The sequence below is a fragment of the Novosphingobium pentaromativorans US6-1 genome (assembly GCF_000767465.1).
Taxonomy (GTDB): domain Bacteria; phylum Pseudomonadota; class Alphaproteobacteria; order Sphingomonadales; family Sphingomonadaceae; genus Novosphingobium; species Novosphingobium pentaromativorans.
This window is the reverse complement of record NZ_CP009292.1, coordinates 602934-625456: the sequence shown is the minus strand read 5'-3', so window position 1 is coordinate 625456 and position 22523 is coordinate 602934. Positions and strand designations below refer to the sequence as shown.

Sequence of the window (22523 nt, the reverse complement as noted above, 5' to 3'; positions counted from 1 at the left end):
ATCAGATGCCGGACTCGTCCGTCCGGTCCAACTGGCTTCTAACACCAGTTCCCGATTGACAAAAGGACAAATGTTAGGAACTAGTTCGTTCCATAAAAATCGGAGAGTGGGTTGGTAGCTACCCTGAAGACGCTGGGCACTTTTGCCGCTAACGATCGTGCGAACGCGCGCGATCCTGCGCGCCTCGGGGTAGTTGAAGGAGTCCTATCGGTGACAAAGCCTGCCAAGCCTGCGCGCCGTTCGCACGCCGAAGCACGCGAACAGGCAATCAACCAGATTATCGACATCGCGACTGAGGAATTCGTCGAGAAGGGGCTGGCCGGGGCACGGATCGATGAGATCGCGGGCAAGGCCACCAAGCGCAAGATCTACTATTATTTCGGCGGCAAGGACGAGCTTTACCGCGCCGTGCTGGAGCGCGCATACCGCCGTGTTCGCGACAGCGAGAGCGGGGTGGACATCGAGGCCGGAAGCGCCGTCGACGCGCTGCGCCGTCTTATCGAACATGACGTGAGATACCACTCGCAGCACCCCGAATTGGTGCGGCTGGTGATGAACGAGAACATCCATCGCGCCGAACATCTGAAGCAGATCGAAGATCTGCCCACGGGCAATCGACGGGTCATCGAGATCCTCGCCGCGATCATCGCACGCGGAGAAGCGGAGGGTTCATTCCGTCCCGGTCTCGATCCCATCGAGCTGCACATGAACATGACCGCCCTGAGTTTCTACAACGTCTCCAACCAGTTCACCTTCTCGCACAACTTCGGTGTCGACATGTCGAGCCCCGAAGCCGTCGATCGCCGGGCGAGCCAGGTTGCGGACATCATTATTGCCTGGGTGACGCGCAAGGACTGATGGAGGCCGGCCTTACAGGCCAATCGCCGGCGTCCTCACGCAAACTTCAGGCCAGGTTTTTGGAGAGGACAATGGTTGCAAGCCCCATCCCAGCGCCGACAGGCGCGCCCGGTGCGCTCCCGGATCGCTGGACATTACATGCCTTTTCGATCGTGGCTCTGTGTTTCGCGATCAACATGGCCGACGGGATCGACGTGACGATCCTTTCCTTCATCGCGCCGCGGATTCAGGATGACTGGAAGATCGGCGCCGATGTCATGGGCAATCTGTTCAGCGCCGGGTTGCTGGGCATGGCCATCGGCGGAATGGGCATCGCACCCATGGCCGACCGCTTCGGACGCCGCCGTATCATCCTCATTGCACTGGGCCTCATGTCAGGCGGAATGCTGGCAAGCGGGCTAGTCAGTCAGGTTGTCGAACTGCTCGTACTGCGCGTGATCGTGGGGGCAGGGATCGGCACGGTTCTTGCCTCGATGGCAGCACTCGCGGCCGAGCGGGCACCTGCACACCATGCCAACCTCGCCGTAGGCATTGTCCAGGCAGGCTATCCCTTCGCAGCTGTATTTACGGGCCTGGTCGTTGCGCAGCTGCTCCCGATCATGGACTGGCAGCATATCCTCGCCGGAGCGGGCGTTCTCACCCTTGTACTCTTGCCGATGGCTTTCCGGCTGCTCGATGAGGATGTTGTCGCCAGATCCGGCGGCGTCCCGGCCGGCAACCGCGTGGCGGCCTTGTTCCAGCCCGCCTTCCGCATGCGGACCCTCGCGCTCTGGGGTGCGGTTTTTTCCGGCCTGATGGTCCTCTATTTTATCGTGAGCTGGATACCCAAGCTCTCCATCGAGGCCGGGCTCTCGGAGACGAACGGCATCTATGCCGGCGCGCTTTACAACCTGGGGGCATTCGTCGGGACCAGCGCGATGAGCGTTCTTGCAGTTCGGGTGCCTCTGGGAAGGCTCGTCCCCATCATGCTGCTGGGTGCGGGCGTGGCGATGCTGATATTCGGATCCATCGAAATGTCGGTGGCAATGACGCTTTTCGTCGCCTTTCTCATCGGAGTCCTGCTCCAGGGCGGCTATAATGGCGTGTGGCCGCTCGCCGCATCGGTCTATCCGGGAGAATTTCGCGCAACGGGTATTGGCTGGGCGATCGGCATCGGCCGCAGCGGGGCGATTATCGGCCCTCTGCTCGGCGGCTATCTCCTTGCTGCGCAAGTATCTCTGCCCGTCCTGTTCGCAAGCTATTGCGTGCCGCTGCTGGCGTGTTCGGCGTGTGTATTGGCTGTCAGTCGATTTTCGCGGGCCAAGCGCCACTAAGAAATTGACAGGAACTAGTTCGTACCATAAATGTGATTCCCGGAAGCCGGGCAGAATACCGGCATGGGAGGATGAACATGCGAATGATTGGCTCGCGTCTAGCGATTTCGGCGTCCTTGCTCTCGGTGAGCGTCGCCTTGTCTACACCGGCATGGTCCCAGGCTGCTGATGCGCAGGAAGCGGACGATCAAAACTACGCCGATGAGATTATCGTAACCGGCTCGCTTATTCGCAGGCCGAACAATACCGCCGTCAGCCCGATCGTCACTGTGGGCACCGAAACCATCAAGGAATCGGGTAACGTCAACCTCAACGATGCCCTGAACCAGTTTCCGAGCTTCACGACCTCGGGTAACGCTGCAACCGGCGGACAGGGCACGGGCGGGCGCGCCACCATCAATCTCCACGGGCTGGGATCGAACCGCAATCTCGTGCTGCTCGATGGCAAGCGCCTGCCGCTATCCGACATCTCCGGCAACGTCGATACGAACATCATTCCTGAATCGATTATCGGCGGGATCGACGTAATTACCGGCGGCGCCTCGGCCGTCTACGGTTCGGATGCCATGTCCGGTGTGGTCAACTTCAAGACGCTCCAGGGCTTCGAGGGCGTCAAGGTCGATTCCCAATACAATATCAGCGAACGCGGCGATGGCGCCAAGTTCAATACGTCCCTGGCCTTCGGCAGCAAGTTCGCGCAAGGTCGTGGCAGCGTACTTGCGGCCTTCAGCTATACCAAGCAGGATCCGATCCAGGGCAGCGAACGTGAATTCTTCCACGACAAGGTGCCTTCGTCCTTCCTTGGCTATGGTACCTTCATTCCCAGCGCGACGAATGCGCCCGATGCCGGTGTTGTGAACGCTATTTTCAGCGGATATGGCGTTACCGGAACGATCAACCCCCTGGATCGTCTGGGATACAACGACAACGGAACCCTGTTCGTCCAGAATGGTGGCCAGAACTATCTCGGGCCCACGGATGGCAATGGCTATGCCGTGTTCGGCGGCAACGTGAGAATGCCGGTCGGCCAGCAATTGCAGGTCCTGAACTCGCTCAAGCGCAAGACCGCGTTCGTCAAGGCCGATTACGAGGTGACCCCCGATATCACGGCATATGGCCAGTTCCTCTATGTCGACTTGACCGTGAATACAGCCAGCGGCGGAAGTCTGACCCAGTTCCCCACGCTGACTTCCATTCCCGTCACCAATCCCTTCATTCCGACTGACCTTGCAACGATCCTCGCCTCCCGGCCCGATGCGACGGCGCCGATCGCCTGGAACGGACGTTACGTTGGGGTGCCTTACAAGAACTGGGACGAGAATTTCATCGTCCAGCAGTACATGGCGGGCCTGCGGGGCGGCATAGTCGATGGCTGGTCGTTCGACGTCTATGCGTCATACGATGAATCAAAGCACAATCAGACCATGCACAATGCCGTGCTCAAGTCGCGGGTACAGACCTTGCTCAACGCGGCAGACGGTGGGGCCTCGATCTGCGAAGGCGGCTTCAATCCCTTCGGCGATGCCAATGCCCGATCGCTCTCGGCTGAATGCCAAGCCTACATCACCAAGGATGCCCGCAGCGTCGAGAATTTGACCCAGACGCAGGTGCAGGGCCAGCTCAATGGCAGCCTCTTCGACCTGGGCGCCGGTCCGGCCCAGATCGCGCTGGTGGCTAACTATCGCAGGAATACCTATTCTTTCTCTCCGGACTCCGATCTGACTGCCTTGAGCGGCTTTGCTCCCGGCGGTAACATCGAAGGTGTCGTGAATACGCAGCCGCTGGCCAAGACCGGCATTTCGGTCAAGGAAATCGCCGCGCAGGTCGATATCCCGCTGATTTCGGACAAGCCCTTCGTTCGCGAGCTGGCGATCGGTGCGGCAGGCCGTATTTCCGACTATTCATCGACCGGGTCGGTCAAGAGCTACGAGTTCGATGCCCGCTGGCGCCCGATCGAGTCACTGCTCATCCGAGGTGGTTTCCAGCGTGCGGTGCGTGCGCCCAATATCGGCGAACTCTATTCGCCGCAGCAAGGCGCGCAGCTGGTGATCGGCACGCCTCCCGGCGGGCTTGGCGACCCCTGTGACGTGCGCTCGACTGCCCGCACCGGTTCCAGCGGCGCGCAGGTGTCGGATCTGTGCGTCGCACTGGGCGTCCCGGCTGCGGCCATAGGAAGCTATCAGTTCCCGACCACCGCCACCGGCCAGGCAACATCGGGCAATCTCGATCTGACGCCCGAAAGCGCCAATACCTTCAATGTCGGCGCGGTGTTCAATTCGCCTGCCGTCGGCGGCATCTTCGGCGACTTCTCGGTGTCTGTCGATTACTACAACATCAAGATCAAGAACGTCATTTCGCCGGTTCCCGGGCTTACCGTTCTTTCCAAGTGCTTCAATCTGGACGGCAGCAATCCGGGCTACAGTGCTTCCAACGAGTATTGCCAGCTGGTCTCGCGGGACAACTCCGGGCAGATCCTGCAGATCTCGACGCCTTATCTCAATCTGGGCGCATTGAAGACCGACGGCGTTGAAGCCCAGATCCACTGGGGTGTCCCGGCGGGCTTCCTGGCGGAATCGGGCAAGCTATACGTCGACTCTGCCATCGGCTGGCTCCACAATTACAAGGTGCAGTTGCTGCCGGGGGCGCCGTTCCTCGATTATACCGGCATCTCCAACGGTGGCGCGGGTCCCAACAGCGTTCCTCCGCGCGCGACGCCGAAGTGGAAGGCGTTGACGACTTTCGGCTACAAGTCGGACGTCCTGGGCGTGGGTCTGCGCTGGCGCTATCAGGGCTCGCTCAAGGATACCAGCTACGTCCTTACGCCGAACAACGTCCAGGTAGGCGTGAAGTCCTACAACCTCTGGGACATGTTCGCGAACGTGAAGGTGAACAATCGCCTGGAATTCCGCGCGGGCGTAAACAACCTGTTCGATAAGGGGCTTCCCTATGTCGCCAGCTCGCAGATTTCGACCGACCCTGCCCTTTACGATCTGGTCGGTCGTTCATTCTACATGGGCGCAAGGGTCACGTTCTAATACCGGAAATCACAAGGGGGCGTCGCGATGGCGCCCCCGGCTTTGCAAGGAATGACGATGTTGAAATGCGGTCTTGTCGGTCGAGCGATCCTGTCTTCCAGCTCGCCGAGACTGCATGAAGGCGAAGCGCGGGCGCAGGGAATTCCGCTCAGCTACGAGCTGTTCGATTTCACCGAACGTCAGCTGGACGACGCCGAGTTGGGCCCCCTGCTGCGCCGCCTTGCTGCGGACGGCTATTCCGGTGTCAATGTTACCTTTCCGTTCAAGCAGGCCGTCATGCCTTTGCTGGACGAGCTGGCTGAGTGCGCGCAAACGGTCGGGGCTGTGAATACCGTTGCGATGCGGGAAGGACGGCTGATCGGCTATAACACGGACAAGACAGGCTTCCAGGAAGGTTTCAGCGAAGGGCTCCCGGGCGTTTCGCTTTCCCGCGTTCTGCAGCTTGGTGCGGGCGGCGCCGGTTCGGCGGTGGCCAATGCCTTGCTGTCGCTGGGCACCGGAATTCTCGAGATCGCCGATATCGATCTGCAGCGGGCGCAAGTCCTCGCTCAAAGACTGGCTGAATTCTATGGTCCCGATAGAGTTGTGGCCCGCGAGCTTCACGGGATCGATACGGGGAAAGTCGATGGTATCGTCAACACAACGCCGATGGGCATGGCGGCCAATCCCCGTTCCGCGATAGCCCCAGAACTGATCGAAGCGCGCCACTGGGTCGCTGACATCGTCTATTTCCCCATCGAAACCGAGATGCTGCGGATTGCGAAGGGAAAAGGCTGCAGGGTTCTTGACGGCAGCGGAATGGTGATTGGCCAGGCGGCGCTGGCTTTTGAGATCTTCACGGGCGAAAAGGCTGACAAGAAGCGTATGCGCGCGAGTTTCGAAGCAGGCTGATCGGCGCGTATCCTGGCGTTGCGGCTTGTGTCGTCCCAAGGCAGATGCATCGCTGGACCTTTATTTCCTCCGGTCCGGCGATGCATCTGCAGAATAGCGCTTACAGGCCAAGCTTGAGGGCATCGACCGTGAACTTGGCACCGAAGATCAGCGCGTCCTTCGTCGGACTGCCGCGAAACGGATCGCCTGTCCGATCCGGGTTGTGGATGTACTGGATATTGGGTGACAGGCGGATCGCGGCGCCGATCTGCGCGCTGTAGGACAGTTCCATCATGACCTGATGGCGCGAGACATTGCCGCTGCCGCCCGCTGCCAGATCGGCGGCTTGCATGCGTTGCATCGCCAGGTTGCTGAAGCGCTGGTCGCTGATCATGAAGCCTACGCTGTCCTCGCCGCGCCCCGGGAAGGTTCCGGTCTGGACCAGGCCAAGATCGAAGAAGCGGCTTTCCTCGACGCGGCCGGACAGGTTGGTCATGGCAACCCCGTAGATGCTCAGTCCACGCTTCGATGTCGGATCGGGGCGGGTGAGTTGCTGCTCGAAACGGAAATAGAGGCCCGAGCGGCCATTGCGGACCTGCGCCGGTCTGCCGCTGAGGATGGCAAGGCCGCCTGTGTCGTCGCGCAGCGGGTCGTCGTAGTCGCCCTTGTCGACCCAGCCGCCGAGGATGTAGCGGAACGGCAGCCGCGCCGCCTCGCCGCTTTCGTAGCTCAATTCCCATGGTACGATGACGCCGGTCGCGTTGCCGATGCCGAAATCGGTGCCGTGGTCGCTTGCCTGCTTGCGGTCGGGGTTCACTTCATAGGCCCCGACATGCGCGTAGACATGGTCCGTAAGCTGCGCCTTGGCATGGATCATCCAGCTCGACGCCGGGAAATAGGTGAAATTGCTGTTCTTGAAAACGAATGTCGGATTTCCGCAGCCCGAGTTTCCCTGGAACTGGCAGTAGAGCGGCGAATTGAGGAAATGGATGTTGGCCTGGCTGCGGCCAGCCTCGACCACGAGACGGTCTCCGAACAGGTGCTGTTCCCAGGTCAGGATCGCGAGATGGGTGTTCTGAGTGCCCCAGATCTCCTGCACCGAAGTATTGTTTCCGATCGCAAGCGCCGAAAGGCTTTTGCCATGACGATTGGTCACGGCAACATGGAGCGTGCCGCCGTCGATTCCGGCGATGCGGTCCATGTCGAAATCGACCCCGGCATAGACCTGTCCGGCGTAAGCGGCATCCTTGCGCAGACCTCCGCTGACATTGGCCGCCGCTTCGCCGGTGTAGTTGAGCGTCAGGGTGATGCCTTGATCGGAGAGCGGCTGGAAGGGCTGCGGTTGCTGCGCAGGAGGGCGCGCGGAGGGCGCTGTGTTGTCCAGCTCCCCTTCGTCCTGCGATTGTGCCCGGGCGGCCAGCGGTGCGGCGGCGATGGACAAGGCGAGGGCGGTTGCGCCTGCCAGGGCGGCGCGCTTGGTCGATAATGACGGCATTGGGTTATCCTTTTCGGATGCTCTTTTCTTCTTGTTGTCTCGGGGCCGATCAGGCCGTGGCCGCTGCCACCGGCGGGCGTTTGAGCAGCCCGACCAGTATGGCGCTGATCAGCGTGCCTGCGACGATTGCGATGGCGTAAGTCGCAAGGTGCGTAACGGCGCCCGGAATGGGCAGCACGAAGATGCCGCCGTGGGGGACCTTGAGTTCCACGCCGGCCGCCATCGAGATCGCCCCGGCTGTGGCCGAACCGGCCATCAGCGATGGGATGACCCGCAGCGGATCACGCGCAGCGAAGGGGATCGCGCCCTCGGTGATATAGGCCAGGCCCAGCGCTGCGGCCGCGCCGCCCGCCTCGCGCTCTTCAAGGGTGAAGCGGCTGCGGAACAGGCGCGTCGCCAGCGCAACGGCGAGAGGCGGGGTCATGCCGGCGGCCATCGTTGCGGCCATCGGGGTGTAGACGTTGCTGGCAATCAGGCCGACAGAGAAGGCATAGGCGGCCTTGTTGACCGGACCGCCCATGTCGAAGGCCGACATCGCGCCCAGGATCATGCCCAGCAGCAATGCACTGGATCCCTGCATCGAACGCAGCCATTCGGTGAGGAAGGCCAGCACCGCAGCCACGGGCGTGCCGATCGCGTAGACCATCAGCAGGCCTGTCAGCAGCGTACCCAGCAGCGGCAGGATCAGGACCGGCTTGAGCCCCTGCAGGTTCTTGGGCAGGCGGATCAGGCGGTTGAGATATTCGACGCCGTAGCCGGCGATGAAGCCCGCGGCGATGCCGCCCAGAAACCCGGCGCCGATCTGCGCGGCAAGCATCCCGCCCACCATGCCCGGGGCAATGCCCGGACGGTCGGCGATGGAAAAGGCGATGTAGCCGGCAAGTGCCGGAACGATGAGAGCGAAGGCACCCTGCGCGCCGATCTGGAACAGCGTGTGGGCCAGCGTGCCCGAGGCCGCATCGGCACTGGCCCCGATGCCGCCGAGGGCAAAGGCGATGGCAATCAGCAGGCCGCCTGCGACCACAAAGGGAAGCATGAAGGATACGCCGGTCATCAGGTGTTTGTACGGCCCGGCCCGCTCCTTCTGTCCCGCGGGCGCCTTATCGCCAGTACCAGTGATGGCATCGCCGCCCTGGACTTTCGCTTCGGCCAGTGCCCGCTCGATCAGCTTGGCGCCGCCGGAGATCGCGGGCTTGGTGCTCGACGCGAAGACGCGCTTGCCGGCGAACCGCGCCCGATCGACTTCGCGGTCGGCGGCGATCATCACGACATCCGCCGCAGCGATTTCCTCGGCAGTGAGCGGCGTGCCCGCACCCACCGAACCCTGCGTTTCGACGCGGATCGGGTAGCCGAGCTGGCGGGCGCCTTCGGTCAGCCCTTCGGCGGCCATGAAGGTATGGGCAATGCCGGTCGGGCAGGAGGTGATCGCGACGATGCGCGGGACGGTCGGATCGGCGCCTGCATCGTCGGCTTGCCCGGCATCGTCGAAGACCAGTGCGGAGGCCGGATCGGCCAACACGGCTTCCAGGGTCATGTGGCGGTCGGCTCGATGGGCAAGCGCTTCGTCGGCTACCTCGTCGGCGACCAGCAGCAGCCTTGTGCCTGAAATTGCCGTGTCGTCACCGAGTGGATTGAGCACGCCCTGTTCGGTGCGCACTTCGATTTCGATGTCGCGGCCTTCGGTGCGGGCCGCGAGGCGCAGCGCTTCGCCTGCCAGCACGCCCTGCACGGACGAGGGGCCCGCCTCTACGATTGCGAAGACCTTTTTCATCATGCCTCTCCTGCCGTCTTTTGCGCGGCTGTTGGAACTGGGGTTACGCTCACTTCGTCGGCCAGTGCGGCCACACTGGCGAGTGCGGGCAGGTTCGGGCCAGCCATGCCGAGCTTGGCAACGGCAAACGCCGTGGCGAGGCGTGCAGTGCGTTCCAGCGGCGCCTGTTCGAGCAGGGCTGCCGCGATCCCGGCCACCATGGCATCACCGGCACCGACCGTGCTGGCCAACTCACCGATGGCGAGACGTGCGGTGAGCGCACCTTCGCCAGACACGAACAGCGCTCCCTCCTCGCCCATCGAGATGACGACCAGTTCGATGCCGCTGCTGCGCAACGTGCCTGCAGCCGCAACCAGATCCGGCAGATCCGGTAGATCGCGGCCCAGCAATTGTGCGAGTTCGTCGCGATTGGGCTTGACCACATGGGGCGGCTGCGCGGCCTCGAGCGCACACTTGAGCGGCAGGCCGCTGGTGTCGAGAATCAAGCGGCATCCGCGTGCATGCAGGCGTTCCATGAGCGTGGCGTAAGTATCTGGCGGGCAGCCGGGGGGAAGGCTGCCCGCCAGCACGACGAGGTCGCCTTCGCGGGCCGCGTCGCAGATAGTGGCGGTGACCATCTCGGCCCGGCCGGCATCGACCGCCAGGCCGTCGAGATTGATGTCGGTGGTGCCTGCAGGATCCACCAGCTTGAGATTGACCCGGGTGGCGCCGGCAATGCGGATGAAGCGATCCTCGATGCCCTTGGCGGCAAACAGCGCGTCGAAGGGTGCCGCATTGTCGCTTCCCAGCAAACCGTAGGCGGAAACGCCGACGCCCCAGTCAGCCAGGCAACTGGCGACGTTGACGCCTTTGCCGCCGGCGTTCTGACGCACGGCGTGGGCGCGGTGGACTGCGCCCGGCTCCAGCCGGTCGAGCGTGACGGTCTGGTCGATGGCCGGGTTGAAGGTGACAGTGAGAGTGCGCATCAGATGGCCTTTCCATCGAGCGCGCGCACTTGCGCCGCGCCGTCCATTTCCAGCGCCTGGGCGGCCAGTCTGTTCAGTTCGCCGCGGTCGCAGCCCCGCAGCCTTGCCTTCACGGCCGGGATGTCGCGCGGGGTCATCGACAGCTCGTCGACGCCGAGACCGACCAGCAGCGCAGCACCGAACGGGTCGCCGGCGATGCCGCCGCATACGCCGACCCAGCGGTCATGGGTCCTGGCGCCCTCGACCGTCGCGGCAATCATGCGCAGCACCGCCGGGTGGAGGCTGTCGGCCTCGCCGGCGAGTTCCGGGTTCTGGCGGTCGATTGCGAGTGTGTACTGGGTCAGGTCGTTGGTGCCGATGGAGAAGAAGTCGGCGTGGGCTGCGAGCTGGGCGGCCTGCACCGCCGCTGCCGGAACCTCGATCATGATGCCGATCGGCACTTGCGGCGCATCCAGCTCGGCGCGGACGGCTTCGCAGCGCTTGCGCAAGGCAAGCAGTTCGTGCGCCGATGTGATCATCGGAAACATGATCGAGAGCTTTCCGCCTTCCTTGGCGGCCCGGTAAAGCGCGCGCAGCTGCGGCTCGAGCAGATCGTGGCGGCGCAGCAGCAGGCGGGCGCCGCGCACGCCGAGGAAGGGGTTCTCTTCAACCGGCAGTTCGAGGTGGGGCACCTGCTTGTCCCCGCCGATGTCGAGCGCGCGCACGATCAGCGGGCGCTCTTCGTTTCCGGCGGAAAGCGCATCGATCATCGCGCGGTAGACGGCAAATTGCTCGTCCTCCCCGGGAGTGTTGCCGCTTTCGAGGAAAAGGAACTCGGTTCGCATTAGCCCCACGCCTTCGCCGCCCTGCGCCAGTGCGAAGCCGACCTGGTCCGGGCGGTTGACGTTGGCTGCGATTTCCACCCGGTGACCGTCGCGGGTCACGGCAGGCTGGCCGCGTTCTTCTTCCTCGGCGACGCGCTGTGCGGTGAGGTCCGCGATCCAGCCACGCGCGGAGGCAAGGTCTTTTTCGGATGGATCGAGCCAGACGCGGCCGCCGTCGCCATCGACGATGGCCGTCGTGCCGGACGCCGCTGCCAGCAGGTCGGCCCCGCCTGCCACGACCGAGGGCAGGCCCAGTGTACGTGCAAGGATCGCGCTGTGCGATGTCGGTCCGCCCAGTGCGGTGGCGATGCCGGCGACCCTTGCGGTATCGAGCGTGGCGGTATCGGATGGAGACAGATCGGGGGCCACAAGGATGCAGGGTTCTTCGGGCAGGTCCGCGAGCGTGCCGGTGACGAGACCGGGGTCGATCTCGGCAAGGACCCGGCGGCCAACGTCCGTGAGGTCAGCGGCGCGTGCAGCCAGAACCGGATTGCCGAGCGCCGACAGCTTGCCGGCGATGCGCTGTACGGCCTGATGCCAGGACCAGGCAACGCCGTGCCCTTCGACCATGAGCTGGCAGGTCAGGGTTATGATGTCGGTGTCTTCGAGCAGTTCGGTCTGCGCCTTGAAGATGGCGGCTTCCGAAGCACCCAGGCGGCGCGTGGTGTCGTCGATCAGCGCCTTCATCTGCGCACGGGTGCGCACCAGGGCCTCGTTCAGCATCGCGCCCCCGTTCACGAGATCAACCGGCACATCTGGGACGGACAGTTCGGCTGCCGACAGCACGTGGATCGGTCCGATCGCGAGGCCCGGGCTGGCGGCAACGCCGGCGATCATGCGCGGGCTGCCCACCGGCGTCCAGCAGCGCACGGGGGTCTTGCGCTTCTCGGCGGCGCGGGCGGCGTCTTCCTTTTCGCGTGCGGAGAGGCTCCGGACGGTGGCGACGAACTTCTCGAGCGCGCCTTGCGCGGCGGGGCCCTCGGCCGAGAACGTGATCTCGTCACCGCAGCGCAGGCCAAGCTGGAGCAGCGCTACGAGATTGCGCGGATCGGCGCTTTCCTCACCGTGACGGACACGCAGGCGCACGGCGCTGGCGCGGGCGGCTTCCACCCATGTCGATGCAGGCCGGGCGTGGAGCCCGGTCGGATAGTCGACGATCCACGCTGCGGTATGGGCAAGGTCCTCGGCAGGGGCAGAAGGGGCGGCGGGGGTTCCATCCTCGAGCAGGGCGCGCGAGAACTCGGCGGGGTCGTCGGTCGCGATCAGGACCTGCAGGCGTTCCTCGTCCTGGATGAGACGGGTGAGCCTGCGCAGGATGGTGATGTGGCTGTCAGAGTTGGCGGCGATGCCGACGACGATATGGGCGCGCTGTCCCGGGTTCCAGTCGATGCCCTCGCGAAGCTGGAGGATGGCGATCCCGTCATTGCGCACCAGTCCCTTGTCTTCACCCAGTCCGTGGGGGATCGCGACACCGGAGCCGAGGAATGTGTTCGCCACGGCTTCGCGGCGCACCATGCTTTCCTCGTATCCGGGCGCAACACAGCCTGCAGCGACCAGAAGTTGGCCGACCTGGCGAATCGCATCGGTCTTGTCGGTGGCGCTGGCATCGATCCGGACGAGATCGGCTGCGTGCGACGCGGGAATGGCGTCTGCGAGCATGATGGTTCCTCTCCTCTTGCTGCATTGAGAAAACGATTTCTCATAGAATTTGTCAAGAGGGGTTGCGATTTTCAGCCAGAATGAGGCATAGTCTTACCAGTTGAGAGGGCGATTGCCGTAATTATAAGAGAACGATTTCTCATGGCAGTAGGTATCAAGGACGTGGCAAAAGTTGCCGGAGTTTCTCCGGCCACGGTATCCCGAGTCCTGGCAGGACGCACAGTCGATGCGGAGATGTCGGAGCGTGTGCTCGCCGCGGTCAAGTCCACGGGATATCGCCCTAACCTTGCTGCGCGGCGGCTGCGTTCGCAGCATACCAATACGATCGGTCTGGTCGTGGCCGATATCCGCAACCCGTTTTTCACGGCCGTATCGCGCGCCGTCGAAAGCCTTGCCGCTGCGCGTGGCCTGCGGGTGATTCTCTGCAATACCGATGAGGATCCCGAAAAGGAGGCCGCTTATCTCGACCTCCTGCACGAGGAGCGCGTGTCGGGTGTGATCCTCGCCCCGACTCGCCAGCGGGTCGCCGCGGCGGGACAACCGGAACTGGATTACCCAGTCGTTCTCATCGACCGCTCGACACCCGATGGAGAGTTCGACAGCGTCGTGCTCGACAATGCGCGCATGGCCGAAGTTCTTGTCGAGCACGTGCATGCGCAGGGACATCGGCGTGTTACAGGTCTGTTCGGTGCATCCAGTTCCACCGGCATTGAGCGAAGGGAAGGTTTCCGCAAGGCGGCTGAGCGTCTGGGGCTGGATGCAGATGCCGTGGCCGTGCCGCATGCACCGCAAGCAGCGGCACAGGCGATTGCGGACTTGCTGGAGTCCAACAAGCGGCCCGATGCGCTGATTGCCAGCAACGGCGTAATGTTGCTGAATGTCTTGCGGGCCCTGCGCGATCTTGGTCTGGAAGTACCCCGCGACATTGCCCTGGCCGGTTTCGACAACAACGACTGGATGGAGTTCGTCGGTGGCGGGATCAGCGTGATAGAGCAGCCGGTCGAGGAGATCGGACGCACGGCCATGACCATGCTGCTGGATCGCCTCGACCACCCCGATGCTCCCGCGCGCAAGGTCGTGCTGGGCGGGCGGTTGGTTGCCCGCGGGTCGAGCCTGCGCGCTGGCTCGGAGTGCGGTGTGGCCGGGGCATGAGCTTGCTGGAACGCACCAGCATCGGCCGTGATACGCGCCTGTGCATGTCGCTGTCGGGACGACCGGGCAATGCCGGGTCGCGCCTGCACAACTGGCTCTATGGCCATTACGGTCTGGATTGCGTCTACAAGTCTTTCTCCACGAGCGACATTGCCGCGGCGGTCGGCGGCATACGGGCACTGGGGATACGGGGCTGCGCGGTTTCAATGCCGTTCAAGGAGGCCGTCATCCCGATGCTCGACGGGCTTGAGGCATCGGCCCGGGCCATCGACAGCGTCAACACGATCGTCAACGACGACGGCGTGCTCACCGGCTACAATACCGACTACGTGGCCGTCCGCGACCTGCTCACTCGTCGCGGGATCGACCCGGCGATGCCGTTCCTGCTGCGCGGGAGCGGCGGCATGGCAAAGGCGGTGATCGCCGCCCTTCGCGACTCCGGCTTCTCGTGCGGCACGATCGTCGCGCGAAATCGCCAGAACGGACCGGCGCTCGCCGCCCAGTACGGATTCGATTGGCGAGAAGACATGCCCGCATCAGGCGCGCCGCTGCTCATCAACGTTACCCCGCTCGGAATGGAAGGGGCCGAGGCGGACCGCCTCGCCTTCCCCGCAGGGCAGATCGAGGCCTGCGAGATCGCCTTCGACGTGGTTGCCCAGCCCGCGGACACACCTTTCATGCGCGCCGCGCAGGCAGCAGGGAAAATGACGATCTCTGGCGCGGAAGTGATCGTGCTGCAGGCGATTGAGCAGTTCGTGCTTTATACAGGCGTGCGACCGGACGCGAAAGCAGTGGCGCGGGCCGCCGCTTTCGCCCATGGCGACGAAGTTGCGGAAAAGCTGCGAGAGGCCTAACCGCCCCCCAGTTTTTACTGGGTACCCAATGACTGGCGCCGATCCGGGGCGTGCAAGGCGAAGGACAACGATGCAACCGATCACACTGACCCGCTTCCTCATCGAGCAACAGCGCCGCGAGGACAGCGCCTGCCCTGCAGAACTGCGCCTTCTGATCGAAACGGTCGCGCGGGCCTGCAAGACGATCGCCCATGCCATTTCCAAGGGCGCGCTCGGCGATGTGCTGGGCAGCCTTGGCTCGGAAAACATCCAGGGCGAAGTGCAGAAGAAGCTCGATGTGATCGCCAACGAGATCCTGCTGGATGCCAATGAATGGGGCGGGCATCTGGCCGGCATGGCCTCGGAAGAGATGGAAACGATCCATCCCATTCCCAACCGCTTTCCCAAGGGCGAATACCTGCTGCTGTTCGATCCGATCGATGGCTCCAGCAACATCGACGTCGACCTGTCGGTGGGCACGATCTTTTCGGTTCTGCGCGCGCCGGAGAACTCGGCGGGCCGCGATGTGATCGAGGAAGATTTCCTGCAGCCCGGTCGGCACCAGGTCGCTGCCGGATATGCGATCTATGGGCCGCAGACGCTGCTGGTCCTCACCTTGGGTAATGGTGTCTACGAATTCACGCTGGACCGTGAAATGGGTGCCTGGCGCATGACCGACGGGCCGCTGCAGATCCCGTCAGGTACGAAGGAAGTGGCGATCAACATGGCCCGGCGCGAGCAGTGGTCGCCCGAAGTCCGCCGTTACATCGACGACCGCGTGGGCTGTGAGGCCGGACCTTTGGCTGGGCAGTACAACATGCGCTGGACGGCATCGATGGTCGCGGACATTCACCGTATTCTCAAGCGGGGCGGGGTGTTTCTCTACCCGGCCGATCATCGCCAGCCGGGCAAGGCCCGCCTGCGCCTGCTCTATGAGGCCAATCCGATGAGCATGCTGATCGAACAGGCTGGTGGCCGGTCGAGTGATGGCGCGACCTCCATCCTCGATGCCCGGCCGACCAGCCTGCACCAGCGTATCGGCGTGGCCCTTGGCGATCCGGAAGAAATCGCCGCGCTGCTTTCCCAAGTCGCATGAAGGCGAGCGCGCGGGCCGAGAAGGTCCGGTGCATCGCCAACTGGCGGCTTGCTGGAACGCTCGACCTCAAGAAGCGGTTCTAGGCGGCATCGCCTAAGTCGGTTGCGGCAGGGTCGTTGGCCTTGCCTTGCCAGGTACCGCCCAGCGCGCGGAAAAGGTCTACCTGCGCCTGGGCCACGCCTTGAGAGGCCTGTGCATAGGCGGCTTCGGACCGGGCGAGGGTGCGCTGCGCATCGAGGACGTCGAGGGCGTCGATCTGGCCGCGGCTTTGACGCGCGATGCTCACTTGCGCGGCGCGGTCCGCGGCTTCCCGGGCCGATGCCAGTTGTTCCTTGCGCAGCAGGGCATTGCGGTAGGCGGAGAGCGCCGTCTCGGTTTCTTCCAGGGCCCGCAGGACGCTACCGTCGAAGGCGGCAAGGTCTGCCTTGGTATCGGCCTTCGCTTCGCCAATCCGGGCGCGGATCGCTTCCTGGTTGGGGAAGGCCCAGGAGATCAGCGGTCCCAGCAGCCAGCGCAGAGGTCCTCCCGCGAAGATGTCGGTCGCACCTACGGCAGTGGTGCCGACCGATCCACCCAGCGTGATGCGCGGGTAGAGATCGGCTGTCGCGACGCCGATGCGCGCGGTGTCGGCAGCGAGACGGCGCTCTGCCGCCCTGACGTCGGGACGTCGGGCGAGCAGGGCCCGGCCATCGCCGACCGGGATAGGCTGTCGGACATCGGGCGTCTTGGTGCGTTCGCGCGCCGCCTCCGGCAGGTCCTGCGGGGTCTTGCCGGTGAGGGTGGCGAGACGGAAAAGCGCGCCGTCGCGCTGGGCCTGCAACGCTGGGATGGTCGCGGCCTGTTCGTCGCGCAGCTGCGTGACGCGGATGACGTCCAGCTTCTGGTTGAGCCCGCGCTCAAAACGCGCCCCGGTGATCCGCACGGAGCGGTCGAGCAGGTCGACCGTGCGCTGCGCGACGGCCAGCTGCTCTGCATAGCTGGCGGCATCGACATAGGCGCGAACGGTATCGGCCACGACCGTGACCCGGACCGCATCGGCGTCCTCCTGCGCGGCGCTCAGGTCGGCCCGCGATGCTTCGACCCCTCGCGAGACCCGGCCGAACAGGTCCAGCTCATAGGAGACGGAAAGGCCGGCATCGACGGTGCGGCCCTCCCGGTCCGCGCCGGGCAGGGTCCGTGCCTGCGAAGCGCGCCCGTAAGTCCCGGACCCTTCGAAAGCCGTTTGCGGCAAGGTCTCCGAACGCGATCCGCGCAGGCTGGCCCGTGCCCGTTCGATCCGCGCCACGGCAACGCGGATATCCGTATTCGCCGCCAGTGCGTCCAGCACCAGGGCATCGAGCACCGGATCGTCGTAGAGCCGCCACCAGCCAGGCTGTACCGCAGCTGTCGACACCGCGGACGATCGAGCGCCGATGAATGCGGCATCGCCGCGCGGTGGAGGTGTGGGCGCGACATAGTCGGGTCCGGCGGCACAGGCAGCAAGGCTGGTCGCGGCAAGCAGTGCGGCAAGGAGACTGCGTGTTTTCATCAGGGTAACTCCTTTCACTCGGCCGGGGCGGGCAGGGGATCGTTCCCGTGCGGTCCGGCCGAAGGACGGCGGCGCAGGCGCTCACCCAGCGCGCGGCACACAACATAGAAGGTCGGGGTGAACAGCAGGCCGAACCCGGTGACGCCGACCATGCCGAAGAACACGGCCGTGCCCAGCGCCTGGCGCAACTCTGCGCCGGCTCCTTGTGCGATCACCAGCGGAACTGCGCCCAGGATGAAGGCGAAGCTGGTCATCAGGATCGGGCGCAAACGGGTACGTGCGGCAAAGACTGCGGCTTCGACCGGTGACATGCCCTGTTCGTCCTCGGCCTGCTTGGCGAATTCGACCACGAGGATCGCGTTCTTGGCCGCTAGCGCGATCAGCACCACGAGGCCGATCTGGGTTAGGATATTGTTGTCCATGCCGCGGATGTCGACACCCAGCATCGCCGCGAAGAGGCACATCGGCACGATCAGGATGATCGCCAGCGGCAGTGTCAGGCTTTCGTACTGCGCTGCAAGCACGAGGAACACGAACAGCACTGCCATTCCGAAGACGACGCCCGCGGTATTGCCGGCAGTGGTCTGCTGGAAGGCAATTCCGGTCCATTCGTGGCCGTAGCCTGCAGGCAGCGTATCGTCGGCGATGCGCTCCATCGTTGTCAGCGCCTGTCCGGTCGAATAGCCAGGCGCGACGCTGCCATCGACCTCGACGGCGCGTTGCAGGTTGTAGCGCACGACACGGTAGGGGCCGGTCTTGTCCTCGAAGGTCGCCACCGAACCGATCGGGACCATTGCGCCCGAATTCGAGCGGGTCTTGAGGTTGGCGATGTCCGCCGTCGAGCCGCGGTAGGGGGAATCTGCCTGTGCAGTGACGCGAAAGGTGCGGCCCAGCAGGTTGAAGTCGTTGACGAAGGCGGAACCGAGATAGACCTGCAGGGCTTCGAACACGCGCTCTGGCGGGACGCCCAGCATGTCTGCCTTGCGACGGTCGATATCGGCATAGACGCGCGGCGTGTTGAGGTTGAAGAGGGTATAGACCTGCTTCAGCTCGGGCGTCTGGTTCGCCTGGGCGATCATCGCGCCTGCGGCCTTGGCAAGCTCGGCATAGCCGCGTCCGTCCTTGTCCTCCACGATCATGCGATAGCCGCCGGGAGGGACGATGCCGTTGATGGTCGGCGGGGGCAGGAGGAGGACCTGCGCCTTGTCGAAGCCTTTCATCGCGGCCTGCGCCTGTTCCATGATGCTTTCATAGGTGACGCCCAGCTTCTTGCGTTCCTCGAAGCTCTTGAACGGGAAGTAGATGGCGGCGGCATCGGGGGCCGCGGTGCGTGACGGGCCGTGGAAGCCGGCGAACATCACCGCGCCGCGCAGGCCCTTCACCGGAAGGATGCGCTTGGCGACTTCCTGCGTCGCCTCGTCGGTGCGCGACAGCGATGAGCCGGGCGGCAGGAAGATGGCGGCCATGAAGTAGCCCTGGTCCTGCTGTGGCACGAAGCCGGTCGGTGTTGCCCAGAACAGGCCGACAGTCGCCGCGATGAGCGCGCCGTAGGTCACCATCATGCGCAGCGGCTTCCTCACGAGGCGCAGCGTAAGCCCGGCATAAGCCGCACTCATCCGTTCGAACCCGTGATTGAAACGGTCCGCGGCCGACTGGAGCAAACGCCTCCAGCGCGGTGCATCGGCGGGAAGGGGATGGCGTTCACGCAGCAGGATCGCCGCCAGCGCCGGAGACAGCGTGAGCGAGATCAGCAAAGAGATGGCCGTCGCAGTGGAAATCGTAACGGCAAACTGCTTGTAGAACGCACCCGAGATTCCGGAGATGAACAGGGTGGGCACGAAGACCGCGCAGAGCACCAGGACGATGGCGACAAGCGCGCCGGAAACTTCGTCCATCGAGCGCCTTGCGGCCTCGATCGGGCGCATGCCTTCCTCGATGTAGCGCTCGACATTCTCGACCACGACGATGGCGTCGTCGACCACGATGCCGATTGCCAGCACCATGCCGAAAAGCGAGAGATTGTTGAGCGAATAGCCGACGGCCGCGAGCATGACGGCGGTGCCGATCAGCGAAACCGGGATCGCCACGATCGGGATGATCGCTGCGCGCCAGTTCTGCAGGAAGACGAGGATGACGAGGACGACCAGCACCACGGCTTCGAGGAGGGTGTGATAGACCGCGTCGATCGACTGTCCGATGAATTCGGTGGGATTGTAGATCACCGAATATTCGAGGCCTTGCGGGAAGGACTGCGACAGTTCGTCCATCTGCGCACGAACCGCCTGCGCGGCATCGAGGGCGTTGGATCCGGGGCGCTGCATCACCGCGATGACCACGGTCGGTTTGCCCGAAAGATAGGTGTTGGTCGTGTAGTCCTGCGCGCCCAGTTCAACCCGGGCCACGTCGCGCACGCGTACCTGCCGGCCGTCCGCATCGGTGCGCACGATCACATCGCCGAACTGTTCGGGCGTCTTGAGGCGGCCCTGCAGTTCCACGCCGATCTGGTAGGCGTTTCCGGTATCGAAAGGCGGCTGGCCCAGCGCGCCGGATGAAACCTGTACGTTCTGCGCGCGCAGGGCCGAGACGATCTCGCCGGCGGTCAGGTCCAGCGCGGCCGCCTTGCCCGGATCGATCCAGATGCGCATGCCATAGTCGCGCGCGCCGAACAGGCGCACGTCGCCCACGCCGTCGATGCGGGCTAGCTTGTCCTTCACCTGGGTCAGCGCATAGTTCGAAAGGTAGTCGCGATCGAACGTACCGTTGGGCGACTGCAGGTTCACCACCATCAGGAAGTCGGGCGAGGACTTGCGGGTGACGACGCCGAGCTGCTGCACTTCCTGCGGCAGGCGCGGTGTCGCCACGGCGACCCGGTTCTGCACCAGCACCTGCGCGGCATCGAGATCCGTGCCGATCTTGAAGGTGACGGTGATTGTCACCTTGCCGTCGCCCGTCGACTGCGAGTCCATGTAGAGCATGTCGTCGACGCCGTTGATCTCCTGCTCGATCGGCGCGGCAACGGTGTCCGCGACGGTCTCGGCGGAGGCGCCCGGATATTGGGCGCTTACGGTGACCGTAGGCGGGACGATGTCGGGATACTGGGTGACGGGAAGGCCGATGAACGCAAGCGCTCCCACCACGGTGATGATCACCGCGATGACGCCTGCGAAAATCGGCCGGTCGATGAAGAACCGGGAAAATCGCATGATAATGTGCCCCTGCGATGGGGACGCGCGCCAATCGCGAACGCGTCCCCGTTACGGGTGGATCAGTTGTTGAGAGTCGCCTGCGAGGCCATCGGTACCGATGCGCCCGGTGCGGTGATCGTGTGCGTATCCGCAGCGATCATGCCCCTGCGGGTCTCGACCTTGGCGCCGGTGACGGCGGCCTGGTAGTTCGAGATCACCACCCGGTCCTCTTTCGAGAGACCGGAGCGGATGACCCGCAGGCCGTCGACCAGCGGCCCGAGTTCGACCGGCTTGGCCGCAACGGTGCCGTCCTGGCCGACGGTCAGCACCACCTTGCGCGCCTGGTCGGACTGCACGGCATCGTCGGGGACCAGCAGGGCCTTGGCCTTGGCGCCTTCCGCAAGTCGCATGTTGCCGAACATGCCCGGGGTCAGGAAGCCCTCGGGATTGTCGAGCACGGCGCGCACGCGGATCGTGCCCGAACGCGGATCGAGACCGTTGTCGGTGAAGTCTAGGCGGCCGTTCCACTTGTAATCGGCCTCGTCCTGCAGGCGCACCTGAACCCGCGCCGGTGCATGCCCCTGTTCCTGCTCGCGCCGGGCCTTGAGGAACAAGGCTTCGGAAGCATCGAACGTGAAGTAGATCGGATCGACGGCGTTGATCGTGGTCAGCAAAGTCGCATTGGCGTTGTTGTCTCCCGAGACGAGATTGCCGACATCCACGCGCCGGTCCGAGATCCGGCCGGAAATCGGGGCGCGCACGGTCGTGAACTCGACGTCGAGGGCGCGTTGCCTTGCGCGGGCCTGGGCAGCGGCGAGTGCGGCCTGGGCAGAATGCATGCGGGTGCGAAGCTGGTCGACTTCGCTGGCGGCCATGGCCTCGTCGCCGGAGAGCCCGGCCACGCGGTCATAGTCCGAGCGGGCGAGTGCCAGGGCGCTGCGTGCGGCGGCGACGTCTGCCTGCGCTTCGGCAAGGGCTGCGCGGTAGGGCCGCTGATCGACCGTGAACAGCGGCTGGCCCTGGCGAACGAATTCGCCGTCCTTGAAGTGGATCCGGGTAATCGCCCCCGAAACGCGAGGGCGCACTTCGACCGACTGGCTCGGCGCGAAGCGGCCGACGTAGTCGTCCCACTGGGTCACCTCGCGCACCAGCGGGTTGGCGGCCTGAACCTGGGGAACGGGCATCGCCACCGCCTCGGCCGTGGTGTCGTGAAGCAGGCTCCAGGCCGTTCCGGCGCCGACCAGCACGAGGATCCCGGCAATGGCTGCAAACCGCCGCTTGCGCGGCCGTTCGGGGCTTTCACTTGCCTGCCTGAAGGTCCGATCGGGGATGTCGATCTTTGCAGGAAAATTCACGCGGCAAGCCTCCGGAATGGCGCACGCATGCGCCCGATGGTATCGATGACGGCGCCGACCTGTGCCTCGCTATATCCGGCGGCCTGCGCTTCCCGCACGGCTGAGACCGGGAGGGTGTAGCCCTTGTGCCAGGCCTGCACGGCCAGCCTTCGCAGAGCTTCGAGCTGCTCGTTCGCAAGCTCGGGCGAGATCGGTTGCGGACCCAGGATCAGCCGGCCCAGCCAGGACCGCTTGCGCTGTGGCCGCAGGGTCTCCAGGCCGTCGGCGCGAGCGAGCTCGACGATGCGCTGCTCGAGGTCGGACAGTGCGGAGACTGCCTGGTTGCGTCGGGCGTCCTGTGCGGATCTGCCGGGAATAACCGGCAGTGCCTCCGGCGCCGCATCGGTGAAATCGATGAAGGCCATGGTTTCGTGCTCCCTGAAATGGCCGGCGCGCGCCCCGAGGGGTGGGGGGAAAGAAGGCGCGCGCCGGCCCGTTCCCGGCGCAAAGGGGGGCCGGGAAACTTAAATGCATTCAGCCTTGCGCGCAGACGGGCAGGCGTGCCC

At 64.5% G+C, this 22523-nt stretch carries 15 protein-coding genes; 7 read left to right on the top strand and 8 right to left on the bottom strand.

The genetic code is table 11. From position 1 onward, the window contains the following. Nucleotides 1–210 precede the first annotated feature (210 nt). From JI59_RS21460 to JI59_RS21445, 4 genes are all read left to right on the top strand, one after another. Nucleotides 211–858 carry a TetR/AcrR family transcriptional regulator gene (locus tag JI59_RS21460; protein ID WP_007014259.1) on the top strand — a complete coding sequence of 216 codons (648 nt, stop codon included), beginning with the start codon at nucleotides 211–213 and terminating at the stop codon, nucleotides 856–858. A 71-nt stretch (nucleotides 859–929) separates the two neighbouring features. After that, nucleotides 930–2171: an MFS transporter gene (locus JI59_RS21455; RefSeq protein WP_007014260.1), complete on the top strand. Its 1242-nt coding sequence runs from the start codon at nucleotides 930–932 to the stop codon at nucleotides 2169–2171. A gap of 77 nt (nucleotides 2172–2248) precedes the next feature. Continuing rightward, nucleotides 2249–5206, top strand: coding sequence for a TonB-dependent receptor domain-containing protein (locus tag JI59_RS21450; protein ID WP_238532585.1), 2958 nt, complete (start codon nucleotides 2249–2251; stop codon nucleotides 5204–5206). Between the two features lie 57 nt (nucleotides 5207–5263). Then, the gene (locus tag JI59_RS21445; RefSeq protein ID WP_202946097.1) at nucleotides 5264–6097 is read left to right on the top strand and encodes a shikimate dehydrogenase; all 834 of its coding nucleotides are present in this window, start codon (nucleotides 5264–5266) and stop codon (nucleotides 6095–6097) included. Nucleotides 6098–6197: 100 nt separating this feature from the next. On the opposite strand, the gene JI59_RS21440 is transcribed toward JI59_RS21445, so the two are convergent. The 4 genes from JI59_RS21440 to ptsP are packed head-to-tail and all read right to left on the bottom strand — an operon-like array spanning nucleotide 6198 to nucleotide 12829. Further along, entirely contained in the window at nucleotides 6198–7571 is a 1374-nt protein-coding gene (locus JI59_RS21440) for a carbohydrate porin (RefSeq protein WP_007014263.1), read from the bottom strand. Nucleotides 7572–7620: 49 nt separating this feature from the next. Next, the gene (locus tag JI59_RS21435) at nucleotides 7621–9342 is read right to left on the bottom strand and encodes a PTS fructose transporter subunit IIC (RefSeq protein ID WP_039857755.1); all 1722 of its coding nucleotides are present in this window, start codon (nucleotides 9340–9342) and stop codon (nucleotides 7621–7623) included. Continuing rightward, nucleotides 9342–10307: a 1-phosphofructokinase gene (pfkB, locus tag JI59_RS21430; protein WP_007014265.1), complete on the bottom strand. Its 966-nt coding sequence runs from the start codon at nucleotides 10305–10307 to the stop codon at nucleotides 9342–9344. Before pfkB ends, JI59_RS21435 begins: the two co-directional genes overlap by 1 nt. After that, a complete protein-coding gene (gene ptsP / locus JI59_RS21425) occupies nucleotides 10307–12829 on the bottom strand; it encodes a phosphoenolpyruvate--protein phosphotransferase (protein ID WP_007014267.1) in 2523 nt (840 codons plus the stop codon). The genes pfkB and ptsP overlap by 1 nt, the downstream gene beginning before the upstream one ends. Before the next feature lie 141 nt (nucleotides 12830–12970). Here ptsP and JI59_RS21420 point away from each other — a divergent pair, with 141 nt between their 5' ends. From JI59_RS21420 to JI59_RS21410, 3 genes are all read left to right on the top strand, one after another. Next, complete coding sequence (locus JI59_RS21420; RefSeq protein ID WP_007014268.1) at nucleotides 12971–13981, top strand: LacI family DNA-binding transcriptional regulator; 1011 nt, start codon at nucleotides 12971–12973, stop codon at nucleotides 13979–13981. Beyond that, entirely contained in the window at nucleotides 13978–14835 is an 858-nt protein-coding gene (locus JI59_RS21415) for a shikimate 5-dehydrogenase (protein ID WP_007014269.1), read from the top strand. Before JI59_RS21420 ends, JI59_RS21415 begins: the two co-directional genes overlap by 4 nt. Before the next feature lie 70 nt (nucleotides 14836–14905). Continuing rightward, nucleotides 14906–15910 carry a class 1 fructose-bisphosphatase gene (locus JI59_RS21410; RefSeq protein WP_007014270.1) on the top strand — a complete coding sequence of 335 codons (1005 nt, stop codon included), beginning with the start codon at nucleotides 14906–14908 and terminating at the stop codon, nucleotides 15908–15910. Between the two features lie 79 nt (nucleotides 15911–15989). Here JI59_RS21410 and JI59_RS21405 read toward each other — a convergent pair whose 3' ends face one another. The 4 genes from JI59_RS21405 to JI59_RS21390 form a co-directional block, all read right to left on the bottom strand. Further along, nucleotides 15990–17438, bottom strand: coding sequence for an efflux transporter outer membrane subunit (locus tag JI59_RS21405; protein ID WP_039857759.1), 1449 nt, complete (start codon nucleotides 17436–17438; stop codon nucleotides 15990–15992). Between the two features lie 14 nt (nucleotides 17439–17452). After that, entirely contained in the window at nucleotides 17453–20641 is a 3189-nt protein-coding gene (locus JI59_RS21400; protein ID WP_007014272.1) for an efflux RND transporter permease subunit, read from the bottom strand. Between the two features lie 62 nt (nucleotides 20642–20703). Next, on the bottom strand, nucleotides 20704–21978 hold the full coding sequence (locus tag JI59_RS21395) for an efflux RND transporter periplasmic adaptor subunit (protein ID WP_007014273.1): 1275 nt from the start codon (nucleotides 21976–21978) through the stop codon (nucleotides 20704–20706). After that, nucleotides 21975–22382, bottom strand: coding sequence for a hypothetical protein (locus tag JI59_RS21390; protein WP_007014274.1), 408 nt, complete (start codon nucleotides 22380–22382; stop codon nucleotides 21975–21977). The genes JI59_RS21395 and JI59_RS21390 overlap by 4 nt, the downstream gene beginning before the upstream one ends. Nucleotides 22383–22523 lie beyond the last annotated feature (141 nt).